Below are 16,153 nucleotides of genomic sequence, written 5' to 3'. Positions count from 1 at the left end.
GCAGCTGCCAGGCATCATCTGTGCCTACGACGAGGATCCGTCGCCCGCCGAAGTATTATCGGCGGCCGTTGCCGCGGGGCTGGACCCTGAGGGCACTGTCGACGTTCATCTGGAGGATGTGCTGGAGGTCGACGACATCCAGTTCTTTGTGCGGTTCCGCCATGATTCTCGGACTGCCGAACGTTTTGATGTCGCTCAGCGGGTGATGGCAGCTGTCCATTCGGATCCCGCACTACGGGAGAACACGGATGCAGATCGTTTTGGGGATGTCGTGCTGATTGCAGCACTTCCCGACGACACGATCGAATCTTCACTTGCTACTGCAGGCGGTGGCGAGCCGGTCACTGTTGCCTCTGTAACCGCAGATGGTCAACATGTGAGCTGCATCGGAGTCATCCTGGGTGCTGAATCCGCGCACGGCCCGTCGCTTGGCTCACTAGGCCTGACGACGCATTCGACAGTGGCAGAGCTTCTCACAATGCGGGTTCGGCTTCAGAACCTTTCCACAGACCACGAACTCGTTCAGGTATAGCCGCAGGTGGCGGGCACCGCCGTCGTTATTTGCTTTGGCGGTTGCGGTAGCGGTGGACGGCGTCGGCGTTGCCGCACTTGGCCGAGCAGTAGGCGCGGCGGCCGCCGCGGCTGGTGTCGGCGAAGACCTTTCGGCACCCTGACCGGGCGCAGGTTCCGAGGCGGCCGCCTCCTGCCTCGACGACGAAGACGGCCAGGCCGCCGGCCGTCATGCCGCGCAGGCGCTCGATGACGGTGTCGCCCCAATCGGCGAAGTGCATGTGCGGGAGCAGGCCGTCGTGGGTGGCCAGGAAGACCCGCCGCACGCCCTGGTCGAGCAGTGCGTTGACCGCGGTGCACCGCGTGTCCGCATCCGGAGAGTCGAAGACCGAGCGCAGGTGGAGCGCCCATTCGCGCACCTCCGGGCCGACCTCAGGATCGAGCCCGCTGTGCCGGAAATGGTGGTTGGTCAGGAGGTTCTCCAGGACGGGAATTTCCCACGCGTCCTCATCCAGCATGTTGACCAGCTCCTCGGCCAGCCATACTCCGGGCATCTTGTCATGGTTGAACTGCACAAAAACATGACAATACAGTGAATTGCTGTGAACACCGCCTTGTCCGTGCCCCGGACCACCCAGTCCCGCATTGTGCGGACCCTGTCCATCGCCCAGGTCTTCTCCGGCCTGGGCAACGGCTCCACCCTGGCCCTGGGCTCGATCCTGGCCGTCGAGCTGTCCGGGTCCGAGGCGTGGGCGGGGTCGGTGAACACCGCGCTGACCCTGGGCACGGCTGCGACGGCGATCCCGCTGTCCCAGCTGGCCCTGGCCCGCGGGCGTCGCGTCGCACTGGCCACCGGTCTTGCTGCGGCCATCGCCGGCACGGCCCTGATGGTCGGCGCCGTGGTCACGGAACTGTTCATCCTGCTGCTGGCGGGAGCGTTCCTGGTGGGCCTGGCGTCGGCGGTGAACCTGCAGGCGCGCTTCGCCGTCACCGACCTGGCCGAGCCGGCCCGCCGTGGACGGGACCTGTCCCTGGTGGTCTGGGCGATCACCGTCGGTGCCGTCGCCGGGCCGAATATGGTCGCTCCGGGAGCCGTGCTCGCAGGCTGGCTGGGGATTCCCGCGCAGGCCGGGCCGTTCCTGATCTCCGCGGCCGGCATGGTAGTCGGCGCCTTGATCGTGGGGCTGTTCCTGCGGCCGGATCCGCTGCTGACCCGCCGTGCGCTCGACGGGGACGAGCCGGGTAAGGCTGCGAAGAATGCCAGCTCCTGGCGGGCCGGCTGGCAGATCGTGCGCGAGCATCCGACTGCCCGCGGGGCGGTGATCGCCGTGGTCGCCGCCCACGCCGTGATGGTTGCGGTCATGTCGATGACCCCGCTGCATATGCAGCATCACGCCGGCGACGCGGCCGGCCACCAGGACACGATCGCGCTGATCGGCTTCACCATCTCGCTGCACATCGCCGGCATGTACGCCCTCTCCCCGCTGATGGGCTGGCTCACCGACCGGCTCGGGGCCGCGCGCACCGTGTTGGTGGGAATGGGAATCCTGCTCGCCGCGATGGCGCTGACCGGACTGCTGCCCGGGTACATGCCAGCGGTCACCGCCGGACTGATCCTGCTGGGGCTCGGCTGGTCCGCGGCGACCGTCGCAGGCTCCACGCTGCTGGTCTCTTCGCTGAGCCCGTCCGAACGGGTCCCTGCCCAGGGCTTCTCCGATGCCACCATGTCCCTGGCCGGCGCAGTGGGCAGCGCCGCAGTCGGACCGGTCATGGGCCTCATCGACTACCCGGGCGTCAGCGCCGTAGCAGCCGTGCTGGTTGCCGGCGCCACCGTTGCGGTGCTGCGCCTGCCTGCCGCCCGCCGCTGACGGGGGATCGCCTTGGCGCCCGGCCGGGCCTGATCAGGTGACCAGAATCTGGGTGGCGCTTTCCTTGAGCTTCGCGTTGGCCCAGCGCATCTGGCGCAGGGTGTCCGGATGGCAGCGCTTCGTCACGTCCAGCAGATCGGTGTGCTTGATGCCCTGCGCGGCCTGCGCCAGCAGCTCCCAGTCCACCGAGACGCCCGAGGCCTTCATGTAGATTTCGCGCAGGTCCCGCAGCAGCAGGAGCGCCGGATTGCCGCGGCGGCCGATCAGCTCCGCGCCCTTCTCGCGCAGGCGTTCGGCCAGGCCGGCCTCGTCCTCCGGCTCCGGGTCCAGGTCCAGCCCGTAGTTTTTGCCAACGTCGGCGATCTCCCGCACGTGCCGCTGCGACCAGCGGGCCAGGTCGCGGCCGAGGTGGTAGATCTCGTGGTCCACCTTGTGCCGCTCGGAGACCTGCAGCAGTTCGTGCGCCAGGTCGTTCTCGGAGCGGTGCAGTTCCTCCAGCGCCAGATCAATCTTCATCGCGTTCCTCCCCCGCTCGTTGTGCGCACGTCCTCGTCGACCCCGGCGTTGTGGCTCCCTGCCGTTTCATATCCAATGGGTGCCACGGGCGCGGAGCCGGTGGTGGTGGGGGCCGACGACGGACGGTCGCCGGAGGCGATCTTCTTCAGCCTCGCGGCGGCGGTCTTGAAGATCGGCTGCTTGGATGCCGCGTCCCAGTCCGTGATGGTCAGCTCGTTGGCCGCGCGCCCGGCACCGTCCGGCGCATGGCCGCCGTCGTTGTCCCAATACCCGTAGTGGAAAGGCAGGAACAGCACGCCGTCGCGGATGCCGCTGATCCGCACCTGCGCGCGGACCGAGCCCCTCGGCGTCGTTATTTCCGCCAGGTCCCCTTCGGCGATGCCGTAGGCTTCGGCGTCCGCGGCGGACATTTCGACCCACACTTCGGGTGCCGCGGCCTGCAGCTCGGGCGCGCGGGCCGTCTTGGTCCTGGTGTGGAAGTGGTAGAGGGTGCGGCCGGTGGTGAGCTGCAGCGGATAGTCCCGGCTGGGCACTTCGTGCGGCGGGAGATAGCCGGCGGCCTTGATCACCGCCTTGCCCTCCGGGTTCAGCGCCTTGTACTCCGCCGGTTCCAGCGGGGCGCCGGTGACCAGGTCGCGGCCGTAGCTTTCGCAGTACTCCGGCCGGCTCCAGAACTTGCCGTCCACGTAGATCCGCTCGGTCCCCTCGGGGTTCTCCTCGTTGCAGGGCCACTGGATGCCGGAGCCGCCGCGGAGCTTGCCGTAGCTCAGGCCGGTGTAGTCGCAGGGCCGGCCGCGCGTGCATTCCTTCCAGGCCTCGAACGCGGACTCCGGATCATGCCACTTGACCAGCGGCCCGCCGTCCTTGTCCTTCAGGTCCAGCCGCCGGGCATAGTCGATGAAGATGTCCAGGTCCGGCTTCGCTTCCCCCGGCGGGTCCACGGCCTTCTCCGACAGGTGCACGGTGCGGTCCACGTTGGTGAAGGTGCCGGTCTTCTCGCCCCAGGTCGCCGCCGGCAGCACCACGTCGGCCAGCTGCGCGGTCTCCGAGAGGAAGATGTCCTGCACCACCAGGAACAGCCTGTCCTGTTCGAGGATCGAGCGGACCCGTGCGAGCTCCGGCAACGACACCGCCGGGTTCGTCCCGCTGACCCACAGCATCCGGATGGAGCCGTCCTCCACGTAGCGCATCATCTGCATGACGTGGGTCGGCGGCGAATAGTGCGGGATCTCCATCGGATCCACGTTCCAGACCCGCGCGAGGTCCTTCACATGCTCGTCGTTGGACCAGTTGCGGAAGCCCGGCAGATCGCCGTCGCCCCCGCATTCCCGCGTGTTCTGCGCGGTGGGCTGGCCGTTCATCTGCAGGATGCCGCAGCCGGGTTTGCCGAGCATGCCGCGGATGATGTTGATGTTGTTCACCTGGACCGACGCCGCAGTGGCCTGGTTGGACTGGTAGAAACCCTGCAGCACCGTCGACAGCAGCCGCTCGGCCTGCCCGATGATCCGGGCCGCGTCGCGGATCTTCTCCTCCGGCACATCGCAGATCCGCGCGACGACGTCCGGCGGATACTCCTGCACCCGCATCGTGAGCTCGTCATAGCCCACCGTGTGGGCCTCGATGTAGTCGCTGTCCACCCAGCCGTTGGCAATGATCTCGTGCAGCAGGCCGTTCATTAGGGCCACGTTGGTGCCCGGCCGCGGCGCCAGATGCACGGTCGCGGCCCTGGCCACCGGTGTGGAACGCGGGTCGACGCAGACGATCTTGGGCGGGTTCGCTCCGGCGAGCCGGTCCAGCACGCGGGCCCACAGCACGGTCTGCGTCTCCGCCATGTTGTGCCCGTAGAGCGCGATCACGTCCGCATGGTCGACGTCGGTATAGGAGCCTGGCTGCCCGTCGCACCCAAAGGACTCCTTCAGGGCGGCGGCAGCGGTCGCCGTGCACAGCCGGGTGTTCCCGTCCACATGGTTGGTGCCCAGGCCACCGTGCGCCACGACGCCCAGGGTGTAGTACTCTTCGGCGAAAAGCTGGCCCGTAGTGTAGAAGCCGATGGCACTGGAACCCTGCTCCGCCAGCAGCTCGTTGGTCCGCTTCACGATCCGGCTCATGGCTGTGTCCCAGTCCGTCTCGACCAGCTTCCCGCCCTCCCGGACCAGCGGCTTCGTCAGCCGGTCCGCGGAGTTGTTGGCCTGCCACCCGTACAGATCCTTCGGGCCCAGCCGGCCGTGGTTCACCCGATCCCCCGCGCGGCCCCGCACCCCGGCGATCCGCCCGTCCTTCACGGCGATGTCCAGGGCGTCGCCGTTCGAGTGGAGAATGGACGCGGTCTGCACCCACCGGTCCACGCCCTCCGGAGCCAGGCCCTCGTCGAGGTGGGTGTCCACCCGGACCGGCCACTCCTCCCCCGGCCCGTAGGGAGTCCGGGTTCCCCATGGTTCGGCAATGCGGTCCTTGCGCGTCATGTCTCGCCTCCGGTCCGTGGGCTGGCATCGGCGGGCTGCGCCGCCGGTGACGGTCACGTCAGACTCTACGGACGACGTCGTGAGGCAACAAGGCACCTGGTCCGATTGCTGGGGCGTCCAGTGGCAAGCACGGGCCCAAAATGTGCCGGGTGCGCTTCCGTTGAATAGCCGAGGTTTCGGCCCCGCCATTGGAAACAATGCCGTCGGAGCGTAGCGAGCACCAGATAGTAAGGCTACTGTGCTTAAGTGGCGGCCGGAGCCCGCCGGACCGCAACCCAACGAACAGGAGCCGGATCATGACGCACATCAGCTCGATGCTCGACACCTACCCCAAGGACCTGGGCGGGGTGGACCGCCAGAAGCTGGCCGACTGCATTGCCGCCTGTTTCGAGTGCGCCCAGACCTGTACCGCCTGCGCCGATGCCTGCCTGTCCGAGGACATGGTCGCGGAGCTCACCAAATGCATCCGCACCAACCTGGACTGCGCCGACATCTGCGCCACGACCGGGAACGTGCTCTCCCGCCACACCGGCTACGACGCCAACATCACCAAAGCCATCCTCGAAGCCTGTCGGACGGCCTGCAAGGCCTGCGCCGACGAATGCGAGCAGCACGCCCAGATGCACGAACACTGCAAAGTCTGCGCCGAGGCCTGCCGCCGGTGCGAAAAGGCCTGCGACGAACTGCTCTCCTCGCTGGGGCGGGGAGCCTCCGAATAGGCGCTAAAGCCAAAGGCGACACACCGGCTTAAGGCCGGGCGCCGCCGTCGTTAGGTCCCGTCGATGCCAACCGTGACGTCATGTCCGACGGCGGTGCCCAGCTCCACGGTCCGGGAGACTGTGCAGTACTTGTCGTGCGAAAGGGCGACGAGCCGCTCGACCATCCCGGCGGCCTTGCGGCCGCCCTCGTCATCGGGGAACGCGAGCTTGAACGACAGGTTCAGGTCCTCCATCCGGTTTGCGCCGTTCTCGACGATCTTGCGCCCCGTGGCCTCGATGCGGAACTCGGACGGCTCGGCGCTGCGGGAGGTCGCGACGTCCACGTCGATGGCCGAACAGCCGGCGATGGCGGCCAGCAGCAGCTCGACGGGCGACAGGACGTCCTCGCCCTGGCCGAATTCGACCTCGGCGCCCGCCGCATTGCGGGCGGTATAGCGGCCGGTGGCGGTGCGGGACAGCTCGATGGCCCGCAGTGCGGGATCCTGGTTTTCAGTCATCAGCCCATGATGCCACCGCCACTCCCCTCGGCCGGCCATTGAACCGCATGTAAGGACCGGACGTGCGAAGGCGGCGCACCGGCACAAGGCCGGGCGCCGCCGTCGTTCCTGTGGCTGGCCTCGACGTGAGGAGCCGGCCAGTTCGGGGTCAGAGGAGCACGTCGCCTTCCTGCTCTCGTATCAGCTTCATGAACGCCGGCAACGTCAGAAGGGCCACTACTCCCGCAAGAACCACGTACAGGCCGGTGGCGTAGCTGGTGTACTGGATGGCCCAGGTCATCAGCGCCGGGGTGAAGCCTGCGAAGAAGATGGCTGCAATGTTGTAGGAGAAGGACGTTCCGGTCGAACGGACGGCAGGCGGGAAAACACGGGCGAGGGCCGAGGGAACGACGCCCGCAAAGCTGGAGACAGCCAGGCACATGACGATGTGGACTCCGATCAGCACCGGTAACGAGGGCGAAAGGTGAAGGATCACGAGCATCGGGAGAGGAACCGCAATGAGGATCCATATCGACGCCACCAGCATCCGCCGGGTGCCGAACCGGTCCGCGAGGCGGCCGGCATACACACAGGCGAAGATCATGAACAGGTTCCCGATCAGCGAGGCGAGGAAGGCGTCATTGGCGCTGAAGCCCAATCCAACCTGCTCCGAGGCGTAAAACGTCGGGGCATAGATCACGAGGGCATACACGCTGACCTGCCAGAGAATGGCTACCAACGCGCCAATCACCATGTGCTTGGGGTACTGCCTGAAAAGGTCCTTAATCGGTGAACGCTGTTTTGTGCCGACAGTTTCTTCCTTGAGCTGGAGGAACTCCTCGGTCTCGTCCAGCTTGCGGCGAATGTAGATGGCAACGGGAATGATCGCCAGGCCGACCACGAACGGGATGCGCCACGCCCAAGCGGTAATCTCTTCATCGCTGAAGAGTCCTGTGATGGTCACGCCGATGAGCGCCGACATTGCGTTGGCAATGCCCATTGAGCCTTGAAGCCACCCAGTCAGACCAGCGCGGCGCTCCATCGGCGCCTTCTCAACGAGGTACGCCGTGGCCCCGCCGATTTCGCCGCCGGCCGAGAATCCTTGGAAGAGCCGTCCGACGAGCAGCAGGATGGGTGCGCCAATTCCGATGACCCAGACGGGAGGAGCGAAGCCGATGATGAAGGTACCTACCGCCATCAGGGCAACGGTCAGCGTCAGAGTGGCTTTGCGCCCGTGTGTGTCGCCGTAGGAACCGAGGATGACCGCGCCGAGGGGCCGTGCGATGAACCCGACGGCGAAGACCAGGAATGTGCTGATCAACCCGGAGGTGTTATCGCCCTGCATGAAGAAGTTGGCACTGATGTAGGCCGCAAAGAAGGCATAGCTGGAAAAGTCGAACCATTCCAAAGCGTTTCCCGCCGCGGCGGCGGCAACGGCCTTCCGCAGCGGGTCCTTTTGGCGCTGGCCGGTGGGGATCTTGTGATCGATCATTGTCTCTACCGTGTCTTTCCGAGTCATGCTGCGATCTTGTCTGTGCGGTCCAGGCGAACCAGGGTAGCGGCGAGCACGCGAACGCCCTCGACGATGTCGCGCGTATCAGTGAATTCCTCCGGACAATGGCTTCGGCCGCCAACGGACGGGATAAAAATCATCCCCATCGGACCCATATGGACCATGTGTGCGGCGTCGTGGCCGGCTCCCGACGGAACGGCCATCCAGCTCAGGCCAAGGTCGCCGCTGGCAGCCGCGATGTGGTCGCGCAGCGCCGGGGTCGTCGGAACCGGGTCCTGGTCGGTCAGCCATTCGACCATTTGAGCAACACCGCGCCGCTCCGCCTCTGCCGCGATTTCGTCGGCAACGCGCCGCTTGGCTCCATTGAGCCAAGCTGCGTCGGTGGACCGCAGTTCTGCGTAAATCCGCGCTTCCTGCGGCACGACATTGAAGGAACCGGGGAAGGCTTCGATCCGGCCTGTTGTGGCTACGCCGTGCACTGGCGCTCCGCAACCTTCACGTTCGACTGCCAGGACGGCCGCTGCAGCACACGTAAGGGCGTCCTGCCGGGCATCCATGGGCGTGGCTCCGGCATGGTCGGCACGGCCGGTGAACCTTGCCAGGAGCCGGTCGATCCCTGCGATGGCGGTGACGACACCGATCTGGGTTCCGGCGCGTTCCAGCATCGGCCCCTGTTCGATATGCAGCTCAATGTAGGCATGCACCGAATCGGGTCCCCAGGAGTTTTTCAGGGCGCGGTTGGGGTCGACGCCGTAGCGTTCGAGCGCCTTGCCCAAGGTGATGCCGCTGGTGCCGGGGAGTTCGAGGTGCTCGGGTGTCAGGACGCCTGCCATCGAACGAGAGCCCATGCAGGAAATTCCGAACTCGTTCGGTTCCTCGCCCAGGAAGTCGACGACAACAAGGTCCCGCTCCAGCTCGATGCCCGCACGGCGGAGGGCCTCCACGGCCTCAATGGCACCGAGCACTCCTACAATTCCGTCAAAACGTCCCCCGTTTCGGACTGTGTCGGTGTGTGAGCCCGTCATGAGTGGCTTGAGGTTGACCCCTGAGGCAGCAGCCCGCCCGGGGAGCCGTCCGACAACGTTGCCACCGGCGTCGATATGGACTTCCATGCCGGCTTGCCGCATGCGGTTGGCTACGACTTCACGGGAGGCACGGTACGGGTCACTCAGGACCTCACGCGTCCAGCCATCGAAGGAATCGTCGGTATAGGTCGCCAGGTCTGCGAGGGCAGAGTCGAGAAATGATGCATCAGGATCGATGGTGACAGTCATGAATGGTCTTCCGTGGATAGGTCGGTGGGGTTCCAAAGGTGGGGGCGGTCTCCCCCGGGCAGGCTGGCTGCCAGCTCAGCGGCAGCTTCCCGCAGCAGTGCAAGGTATGGTTCTGTTTCCCGGATTCCGGAGGACGGTCCGACAAGCGAGAGACAGCAGATAGGTTCGTTGTTCTGGAGGACGGGCAGGCCGATTCCAGTCCAAAGGGGCTGGACCTCACCACGAGTGATGTCGTACCCAACAGCCCGGACCCGCTCCAGCTTCTCCCGGAGAGTGGCCTCGTCCGGCGTCTGCGCCGTGTAGCGCTTCAGGCTCCCTGCCAACACGCGGTTGATGACATCTGGTTTGGCAAAGGCGAGCAGAGGAGTGGCGCTGGCACCCGCATAGAGGGGACGTGTCTCGCCGATCCGGAAGGAGGCCGATTGGGCGCCCCGTGAAGCAGCCACATCCAAACAAAGCGCCAGGGTGTGGACCCGCACAGTGAGCACGGCTGTGAGGCCTGATTTCATCGCAGCCATGTGCAGCGACGGACGGGCAAACTCGACCAGGTGTGGAGTTTCGTTGGTCCCCGCCGGAGCCATCCGGGTACCGGCGTGGATCAGTCCCTCGTGCTCAACGACGAAGCCCGCCGCCACGAGCTGGCCCACAACACGGTACGTCGTAGCGAGAGGGATCCCGGACTGCTCCGAAAGCTCGCGCATGGAGATTCCGCTGGCAAAAGAGACCAGATGCAATAACGCAAGTCCGCGGGAGAGAATAGCCGAACCCTCCTCCCCCGTTTCCAGGATGCGCTGCAGTTGTGGGTCCACAGGATCAGCTCCGCGTGACAAGCTCGCCTGAGGGCTGAGCAACGACTCCGGTAGAGGCATCCCAGATCAGGCGGCCGCGCAGGAAAGTCTTCTCCATGTAGCCGCCGGGGTTCATGCCCGCGTACGGCGTCCAGCCAGCGTTCGAGAACTGCTCCTCATCGCTGACGGTGTAGCCGGCATCCGGCCGGAAGACCATGATGTCCGCGTCATAGCCGGGCTCAAGCCGGCCCTTGCGGTCGGCAAAACCGAACCGTTCCGCGGGGCCCGCCGTCAGGGCGGACACGGTGCGGTCAAACAGGCCTGAAGGTTCAGGGTCGCGGGCCAAAGCCTGTCCGAGCGTGACCACGGCAAGCGTCTGCACGCCCGGAGCCCCGGAAGCGTTCTTCAGAATCTCGGGATCGTCCTTCAACGACAGAGGCCAGGGTGCATGGTCGGAGGAGAGAACCGGAACGAGCCCGTCGCCAATCCCCTGCCAGAGTCCCTCGACGTGCTCCCGTTCACGCAGCGGCGGGTTGATCTTCAGCCGGCCGTGCTGCTCCTTCATGTCGGCCGCAGTGAACGTCAGGTAGTGCGGGCAGGTTTCCAGGGAGATGTCCGCCCCGTCCTCCCGCCAGAACGCGGCCAGCTGGACCGCCCGCGGAATCGACATGTGGCACAGGTGCAGGCGCGTCCCGCGGTCGTGGGCGATCTCCATGGCCGTCAGTACGCCGAGCGACTCCGATACCGGAGGGCGGGTCCGAACGTGGGTGAGCGGGTCGTACGGATTCGATTCCTGCTCGATCCGAGACAGGTTCTGCACAATTTCATTATTCTCGGCATGGACACACAATGTGAGATCCACGTCGGTCACGGCAGCCATCACGTTCAGGAGTTCTGCATCGTCGACGCGCGGGAAACGCTCCGTGTCGGTGTGGAACAGCGATACTTTGAAGCCAACCGCACCGGCTTCAGCCAGTGCCTGCGCTTCCCGCCATCCCCCGCCGGGCCATAGCGTTCCGAGCAGAGCGACGTCGGTAACAGCCTCACGGCTGACGATCTCCCGCTTGCGCAGAAGCTTGCTGGCATCTTTGACCGGGCCCACCCGGTCAAAGGGCATCTCGACGATAGTCGTCACGCCGCCCGCGGCCGCTGCCCTTGTAGCCGCCAGCATTCCTTCCCCGTCGTGGGAGTAGCAGTGCACATGGGCATCGATGGCCCCCGGAAGCACATAGGCTCCTTGCACATCGGTTACATGCGCCGAGCCGGTCGCGTCCGGTCCCGGTACCCCCGGCGTGATCTGGAGGACCTTGCCATCGGCAATCCAAACGGCTCCCAGTCCATACTTGCCGTCCGGCAGTTTTACGGTGCCCACTATCACGTGGTCCGCAGCACAAATCGTTTTCATGAACGACAACTAAACGCGAGACCGGAAAGCGACAGCAATCACTTTCCCGCAGATTGAGAATTGAAACGATTGGCTGAACGGGGCTAGAGGGAAGTTCAGAGTGCCTGGACGGAGCCCTTATGACCTGCTGAGGACACGACCAAGGCGACGCACCGGCACAAGGCCGGGCGCCGCCGTCGTTCTTGGTTACATCAAGCTCTCGGCGATGGCCACGCTCTCCTGCTGCACCGGGACCAGCCGGCTGAGCTGGGTGACGTGGCGCGGTTCGAGTTCGTCGAGCGAGGAGACGCCGAGCAGGGCCATGGTGCGCTCGATTTCGCTGCGGAGGATCTCGATCATGCGGTCGACGCCCTCGCGGCCGCCGGCCATGAGGCCGTAGAGGTAGGCGCGGCCGACCAGCGTGAACTTGGCGCCGAGGGCAACGGCGGCGACGATGTCCGCGCCGTTCATGATGCCGGTGTCGACCATGACGGTGGCGTCGCGGCCCACTTCGCGGACGACCTTCGGCAGGAGGTGGAACGGCACGGGGGCGCGGTCGAGCTGGCGGCCGCCGTGGTTGGAGAGGATGATGCCGTCGACGCCGCGCTCGATGAGCTTGACCGCGTCCGGCACGTTCTGCACGCCCTTGACCACGAGCTTGCCCGGCCACATGGCGCGGATGATCTCGAGGTCCTCGTAGGAGATCGTCGGGTCCATCGCGGAGTTCAGCAGGTCCCCGACGGTGCCGCCGGTGGTCGACAGCGAGGCGAACTCGAGCTTGGGCGTGGTGAGGAAATCGATCCACCACCACGGGCGCGGGATGGCGTTCAGGACCGTGCCGGCGGTGAGCTGCGGCGGGATGGAGAAGCCGTTGCGCTTGTCGCGCAGCCGGTGGCCGGCGACGGGCGTGTCGACGGTGAACATGAGCGTGTCGAAGCCGGCGCGGGCGGCGCGTTCCACCAGGCCGTAGGAGATTTCGCGCTCGCGCATGACGTAGAGCTGGAACCAGTTGCGGCCGGCGGGGTTGGCGGCCTTGACGTTCTCGATCGACGTGGTGCCGAGCGTGGACAGGGTGAAGGGGATGCCCGCGGCGCCGGCGGCACCGGCTCCAGCAACCTCGCCCTCGGTCTGCATCAGGCGGGTGAACCCGGTGGGGGCGATGCCGAAGGGCAGGGCCGAGAGGCCGCCGAGCACCTCGGTCGAGGTGTCGACGTGCGGTGCGGGCCGGAGGATGTCGGGGTGGAACTCGACGTCCTCGAAAGCCTGGCGGGCGCGCTGCATCGAAATCTCGCCCTCGGCACCGCCGTCGGTGTAGTCGAAGGCCGCGGCGGGAGTGCGCCGCTTGGCGATGCTCCGCAGGTCGTAGGTGGTGAGCGCGGCGTCGAGGCGGCGCTTCTTGCCGTTGAACTCGGGCTTCTTGAACTGGAGGAGTTCGAAGAGCTCGGCGGGCTTGGGGAGCTGGCGGTTCAAAATTGCGGATCCTTTCTGCGAACCGGTTCTGCCGGGAAACATGTCTGCGGGGCGCACGGGCTAGCCTTCCTGGTGCGCGACGCGCTTGATGAAGAAGGACGCGACGATGGAGACCGAGGCGCAGCCGGCGACGTAGACGGCGATGGGCCACCACTGTCCGCCGCTGATCTCGAAGAGCCAGGCGGCGATGATCGGGGCGGTGCCGCCGAAGATCGCGGCGCCAAGCTGGTAGCCGAGGGAGGCGCCGGTGTAGCGAACCTCGGGAGCGAAGTTCTCGGCGATCAGCGTGCCCAGGATCGCGTTGACGCTCCCCCACAGCAGGCCAAATCCGACGACGGTGGCAGCGAACAGTGCCCAGGTCGCCCCGGTGTTGAGCACAAAGTAATAGGGCAGCACGAGCACGATGGTTGCGGTGGCCGACCAGCGGTAGAGTGCGGCGCGCGAAACGCTGTCGGAGATGCGGCCGAAGATGGGCATCCAGATCGTGGCCACGAACGCGGCAGCGGCGACGGCGAGGAGGACAGTGTTCTCGCGCGCTCCCAGGATGTTGGTGGCGTAGGCGATGACGTAGGTGCCGAAGATGTAGAACGGGCCGGTCTCGGCGGCCTTCGCGCCGATCGACACGAGCACTGCACCCCAGTGCTTGGTGACGACCTCCTTGATCGGCAGGCGCAGCTGGGCGCCGGTCTCGCGGATGCGCTTGAACTCGGGGGTCTCGTCGAGGCCGTTGCGGATCCAGAGGCCGATGAAGACGAGCACGACGCTGGCCACGAACGGGACGCGCCAGCCCCAGGTCAGGAACTGTCCCTCCGGCAGGAGGGTGAGCAGGGCGACGACGCCGGCCGCGAGCAGCATGCCCAGGCTGATGCCCATCTGCGGCACGGCACCGTAGAGGCCCCGGCGGTTCTTGGGGGCGTATTCATAGGCGAGCAGGAGTGCGCCGCCCCATTCGCCGCCGATGCCGAGGCCCTGGAGGATGCGGAACGCGATCAGCAGGATCGGGGCGGCGATGCCGATGGCGGCGTAGTCCGGCAGCAGGCCGATGGCCACCGTGCCGCCGCCCATGAGCATGAGGGTGATGAAGAGCGTCTTCTTCCGGCCGATGCGGTCGCCGATGTGGGCGAAGATGATGCCGCCGAGGGGACGGAAGAAGAAGGTCAGCGAGAACGAGATGTAGGCCAGCAGGGTCGACACGAACTCGTTGTCGCTCGGGAAGAAGAGCTTGTTGAAGACCAGGGCGGCCACGGTGCCGTAGACGAGGAAGTCGAACCACTCGATGACGCTGCCGCTCAGGCTGCCCAGCAGCACCCGATAGTTCAGCTTGTCCGTGCTCTTTGCCGCTTGTGGGGATGTAGTGAGCGTCAAGGATGTCTCCTTTGAAAGAACTTGTGTGGTCCTACCATGTGGTCCGACCACAAGAAACTGTAGAGAGTGACGCGCGCCACGTCAAGGGGCAGGAAGAATGCAAGTGGATTTGCAGCGCCCGGCGCCGCGCAGGGATACGGCGCGCGGCCGGCGCCGCGAGGGGAAAAGAACCGCGGGACGGGCGGTCAGCGCAGGCTAGCTTGCCGTCTCCAGGTAGTAGCCGCGGATGTGCTGGCGCACGAGTTCTGCGGCCCGGGTGCGCTCGCCGCCGCGCAGGGCTTCGAAGATCCCTCGGTGTTCGGAACGCAGCCGCGAGGCGGTCGCCGTCCAGTCGGGAAGCGCCTGGGCGCGGGCCAAAGTGTGGTCCGCGATGGACGTACGCATGGCGTCCATGAGCGTGCTGATCAGCGGATTCCCGGCGGCGCGCGAGAGCAGCACGTGGAACTCGGCGTCGAGGTGGAGGAAATCGGCGACCGCGGTCTGCTCGTCATCCATCAGCTTCAGGAGCCGCTCGGCGGAGTCCCAGTCCCCCCTGTCCGGGTCGGAGTGTTCGGCGGCCCAGGTTTCCAGCAGAAGGCGCACTTCGTACACGTGCGAATGTTCGACATGGCTCGTCGCCAGCTGCAGGTTGAGCGCGAGCGTCAGCGCCTGCTCGGGCGCCGCGGTGAGGATGGTTCCCGAGCGCGGCCCGGAGCCCGTGGCGGCCTGGATGGTTCCCAGCGCCTCGAGCACGCGCAGCGCCTCCCGCAGAGAGTTGCGGGACACGTTCAGCGTCTCGGCGAGCGCCCGCTCGCTCGGAAGGTGGTCCCCAATGTGCAGGCGGCCGCTTGAGAGTTCATCGGTCACCCAGTTCATCACTACCTCGTGCGCTTTCATCGCCACCGATTATCGCAGGTCCGGGCAGGATTCATTGGGCTGTGCCGGCCACTCCCCCAGCAGGTTCCCAGGCCGCCGCCGGAGAAACGATCCCCCGGTTCCCTGCCATGGTCGGTCAGGACAAGAGCCGGAAATCCCCCGGCTTCAGCTGCACATAGATCGGCAGCGCCAGCTGGATGTGGGCAACGCCGACCGGGTCGTCGAGCAGCTCGTTGATCGAAGTCTGCCCTTCCAGCTCGCGCGTTTGTTCCCTCTCCACCAATTGACCATAAATGCGCCGCAGCATCCTTCGCCCGATAGACACGATTCGAAGGGAGACCTCCGAAACAAGGAGAAGCTGCGAACGCTGCGAACCACCCTCAACCTGCCTCCGAGTTGCGTGGTTCCCCTGATGCATCCGGGCTGCCGAACGCGTCATCGAGATCCACAAGGTTTTTCCAAGAAGGCGGAACTATCAGTTAACCCACCTTGGGGGCGCAACTTCTCAATCGAACAAATTCTTGACCGGTATGCCAGCAAAGATGCTGGCGTAGCCGATGAGCCAGGAGAAATCCGGCCCCTGCCCGCCGTGAAGAAGCACACGGCTCACTGCCATTCCGAAAGCGCGTTGCCGCGCAACTTTGCCATGCCCTGCGGCCAAATGCCGCCCTTAAACTGGAGATTTCCCATGTTCCGCACGACCATTTCCCGCATTGCACCCGTCCTGTTTGCTGCTGCGCTGCTCACTGCAGCACCGTCAGCCACTGCCGCACCTGAAAGGGATAAGCCCGATGACATCAACTTCCTAGTCCCCGCGGGGGAAGGATGCGATTTCCCATTGCAAATCGAGGGAACGGCATCGAATGCCAACATCCTGACATTCCGTGACGAGGATGGTGAAATCGTTCGAACCATCACAGCAGGAAGAGGATACACGCTCACATACAGCCGGC

Annotated in this window: 16 protein-coding genes; 4 read left to right on the top strand and 12 right to left on the bottom strand. The window is 65.9% G+C overall.

Going from position 1 to position 16,153, the window contains the following annotated elements; translation table 11 throughout:
- Nucleotides 1-532 (top strand): hypothetical protein (locus D477_RS22760; protein WP_190273576.1); only part of this gene is annotated, 532 nt, incomplete at its 5' end.
- A gap of 25 nt (nucleotides 533-557) precedes the next feature.
- Here D477_RS22760 and D477_RS15065 read toward each other — a convergent pair.
- Nucleotides 558-1,085 (bottom strand): CGNR zinc finger domain-containing protein, encoded by a 528-nt coding sequence (locus D477_RS15065; RefSeq protein ID WP_005271137.1) that lies wholly within the window; start codon nucleotides 1,083-1,085, stop codon nucleotides 558-560.
- Nucleotides 1,086-1,112: 27 nt separating this feature from the next.
- Here D477_RS15065 and D477_RS15060 point away from each other — a divergent pair, with 27 nt between their 5' ends.
- Complete coding sequence (locus D477_RS15060; protein ID WP_005271135.1) at nucleotides 1,113-2,378, top strand: MFS transporter; 1,266 nt, start codon at nucleotides 1,113-1,115, stop codon at nucleotides 2,376-2,378.
- A gap of 33 nt (nucleotides 2,379-2,411) precedes the next feature.
- On the opposite strand, the gene D477_RS15055 is transcribed toward D477_RS15060, so the two are convergent.
- Both D477_RS15055 and D477_RS15050 read right to left on the bottom strand, forming a co-directional pair.
- Nucleotides 2,412-2,894 (bottom strand): hypothetical protein, encoded by a 483-nt coding sequence (locus D477_RS15055; RefSeq protein ID WP_005271134.1) that lies wholly within the window; start codon nucleotides 2,892-2,894, stop codon nucleotides 2,412-2,414.
- Complete coding sequence (locus D477_RS15050; RefSeq protein WP_005271132.1) at nucleotides 2,891-5,356, bottom strand: molybdopterin oxidoreductase family protein; 2,466 nt, start codon at nucleotides 5,354-5,356, stop codon at nucleotides 2,891-2,893. Before D477_RS15050 ends, D477_RS15055 begins: the two co-directional genes overlap by 4 nt.
- A gap of 296 nt (nucleotides 5,357-5,652) precedes the next feature.
- On the opposite strand from D477_RS15050, the gene D477_RS15045 reads away from it, so the two are divergent.
- Entirely contained in the window at nucleotides 5,653-6,075 is a 423-nt protein-coding gene (locus D477_RS15045; protein WP_005271130.1) for a four-helix bundle copper-binding protein, read from the top strand.
- Nucleotides 6,076-6,125: 50 nt separating this feature from the next.
- On the opposite strand, the gene D477_RS15040 is transcribed toward D477_RS15045, so the two are convergent.
- The 9 genes from D477_RS15040 to D477_RS22755 form a co-directional block, all read right to left on the bottom strand.
- Nucleotides 6,126-6,572: an OsmC family protein gene (locus D477_RS15040; RefSeq protein ID WP_005271128.1), complete on the bottom strand. Its 447-nt coding sequence runs from the start codon at nucleotides 6,570-6,572 to the stop codon at nucleotides 6,126-6,128.
- A gap of 148 nt (nucleotides 6,573-6,720) precedes the next feature.
- Nucleotides 6,721-8,070 (bottom strand): MFS transporter, encoded by a 1,350-nt coding sequence (locus D477_RS15035; RefSeq protein WP_202804103.1) that lies wholly within the window; start codon nucleotides 8,068-8,070, stop codon nucleotides 6,721-6,723.
- The gene (locus tag D477_RS15030) at nucleotides 8,067-9,338 is read right to left on the bottom strand and encodes a M20 family metallo-hydrolase (RefSeq protein WP_005271122.1); all 1,272 of its coding nucleotides are present in this window, start codon (nucleotides 9,336-9,338) and stop codon (nucleotides 8,067-8,069) included. Before D477_RS15030 ends, D477_RS15035 begins: the two co-directional genes overlap by 4 nt.
- Nucleotides 9,335-10,147: an IclR family transcriptional regulator gene (locus D477_RS15025; RefSeq protein WP_005271121.1), complete on the bottom strand. Its 813-nt coding sequence runs from the start codon at nucleotides 10,145-10,147 to the stop codon at nucleotides 9,335-9,337. Before D477_RS15025 ends, D477_RS15030 begins: the two co-directional genes overlap by 4 nt.
- A 4-nt stretch (nucleotides 10,148-10,151) precedes the next feature.
- Nucleotides 10,152-11,531, bottom strand: coding sequence for a dihydroorotase (locus D477_RS15020; protein WP_043847186.1), 1,380 nt, complete (start codon nucleotides 11,529-11,531; stop codon nucleotides 10,152-10,154).
- 186 nt (nucleotides 11,532-11,717) lie between these two features.
- Nucleotides 11,718-12,983 carry an alpha-hydroxy acid oxidase gene (locus D477_RS15015; protein WP_043847184.1) on the bottom strand — a complete coding sequence of 422 codons (1,266 nt, stop codon included), beginning with the start codon at nucleotides 12,981-12,983 and terminating at the stop codon, nucleotides 11,718-11,720.
- Between the two features lie 57 nt (nucleotides 12,984-13,040).
- Nucleotides 13,041-14,345, bottom strand: coding sequence for an MFS transporter (locus D477_RS15010; protein WP_005271112.1), 1,305 nt, complete (start codon nucleotides 14,343-14,345; stop codon nucleotides 13,041-13,043).
- A 195-nt stretch (nucleotides 14,346-14,540) separates the two neighbouring features.
- Nucleotides 14,541-15,221, bottom strand: a complete 681-nt coding sequence (locus tag D477_RS15005; RefSeq protein ID WP_150110152.1) for a FadR/GntR family transcriptional regulator — start codon at nucleotides 15,219-15,221, stop codon at nucleotides 14,541-14,543.
- 115 nt (nucleotides 15,222-15,336) lie between these two features.
- Nucleotides 15,337-15,480, bottom strand: a complete 144-nt coding sequence (locus D477_RS22755) for a hypothetical protein (protein WP_190273575.1) — start codon at nucleotides 15,478-15,480, stop codon at nucleotides 15,337-15,339.
- Between the two features lie 120 nt (nucleotides 15,481-15,600).
- On the opposite strand from D477_RS22755, the gene D477_RS22355 reads away from it, so the two are divergent.
- A partial coding sequence (locus D477_RS22355) for a hypothetical protein (protein ID WP_150110151.1) occupies nucleotides 15,601-16,153 on the top strand: 553 nt, incomplete at its 3' end.

The sequence above is a fragment of the Arthrobacter crystallopoietes BAB-32 genome (assembly GCF_000328305.2).
Lineage (GTDB): Bacteria > Actinomycetota > Actinomycetes > Actinomycetales > Micrococcaceae > Crystallibacter > Crystallibacter crystallopoietes_A.
This window is presented reverse-complemented; position numbering and strand designations above follow the sequence as displayed.